Source organism: Bradyrhizobium sp. P2_E8 (assembly GCF_056403875.1).
On record NZ_JBFUES010001360.1, the window covers coordinates 1 to 1,578 of the forward strand.

The following is a 1,578-nucleotide window of genomic DNA, read 5'->3' on the forward strand; positions in this document are numbered from 1 at the left end:
GCAAGCAGACCAATCCGAGCGCGATCAGCGGCACCGCCAGCAACCAGCCGCCCCGGCGCTGCGCGACAAAGGCCAGCGCAAACCAGATGTAGAACGCCCACTCATAGGTCAGCGTCCACGCATTCTGCTGCGCGATCGGCAGGCCAAGCACGTCCTGCAGGAAGAACATGTTGGCGAAGAACAGCTGGAGATAGCTGCCGATGTCGATGCCGCGGAAAAACTTGTAACTGACGATCGGCCCGACGATGAACAGCGTGAAATGCAGGACCAGAAAGACCGGCATGATGCGCAATACCCGGTCGAAGAAGAATTTCGACAGATATCCATGCCGCACCAGGCTCGCCGGAATCAGGAAGCCGCTGATCATGAAGAACAGCTCGACCCCGTGCCCGCCAACGTTAATCACCGACTGCAGCCAGGGCCAGAGCGGCGGCAGAAAGCCCGGGTTCGGCAAGTCGTACACGCCTCCCTTGGGCATGTCGTAGAAATGATCCATCAGCACGCTGAGCGCCGCCACGCCGCGAAGTCCCTGGATAGAAGGAACAAAGGCGCCATCAGCCGCACTATTTGGATTGTACGTCATTGCCGTCACTCCGCGGCACCTTGCCCGCGCAGGGACGAATCAAGCGCGACGGCGCGAGCCGACCGCGAACGAATCCGGTGTCCGATCTTAATGAACGGCTTCTCCACGACGATATGCGTGAGCCAGCTGACCAGAAGGGAGAACACGACGACCGCGGTGACGAACAACAGCCATTCGGCCGGATCACGGCCCGCGCCGAAGAAGTGCATGATCGCCACGATGACAAACGGTGCCATCAGATACACCGAGTAGCTGATGACACCGACGAACGCCATGAAACGCCACGACATCCGTTCGCCGAACGCAGCAAAGATCATGAAGAAGATGCCGGCGCTGACATAGGCCGCCCCGATCGAATAGCCGTGGAAGAAATTGTCGTGATATTCGACGCCGAACCGCTTCAACGAGAGCGTGATCGCAAAGACGAAATAGAGCACCGCGCAAACCGCGACGTGCTGCCATCGCAAGCGTTCACCGATCACGGTATCGCGAATGACCTTGCCGAAGAACATCGCCGTCAAATTGAGGACGATCTCCATCCCGGACCACACGATCCGATAGGGAATGAACAACGGCCCGATGATGCAGATCACCGAGGCGGCAACCACGATGTAGAACGCGGTCAGGCGCCGGTTCAGAAGGCCGGCCGCGAACAACCCCATGCACGAAATGTAGAAAATCAGTTCGATGAACAGCGTCCAGTAGACGATCCGCAGATTCGGAACGCCCACGAACATCTGGAACATCGTCAGATTGATCGCGATCTGCGACGGCGGGAAGGTCTTGCCTTCCAGTAGCGGAGCAAGGATCAGCACCACCGCGATCGACAGCCAGTAGGCCGGATAGAGCCTGAAGAAACGGCTGATCGTGAAATCGCGAACCGGCGTCGCGGTATTGGGAAAGCTGTAGGGAATCACGAATCCGCTGACGAAGAAGAACAGGACGACCCCGAACCTCCCGAAATTGAAATAGTGACCGATCACGTTGTGAATGGC

Annotated in this window: 2 protein-coding genes; both read right to left on the minus strand. The window is 58.2% G+C overall.

The genetic code is table 11. The features are described from left to right. Positions 1-583 (minus strand): acyltransferase family protein (locus tag AC1D00_RS40435; protein WP_477014550.1); only part of this gene is annotated, 583 nt, incomplete at its 3' end. A 5-nt stretch (positions 584-588) separates the two neighbouring features. Further along, positions 589-1,578: acyltransferase family protein (locus tag AC1D00_RS40440; protein WP_477014551.1), on the minus strand; the 990-nt coding region annotated here is incomplete at its 5' end.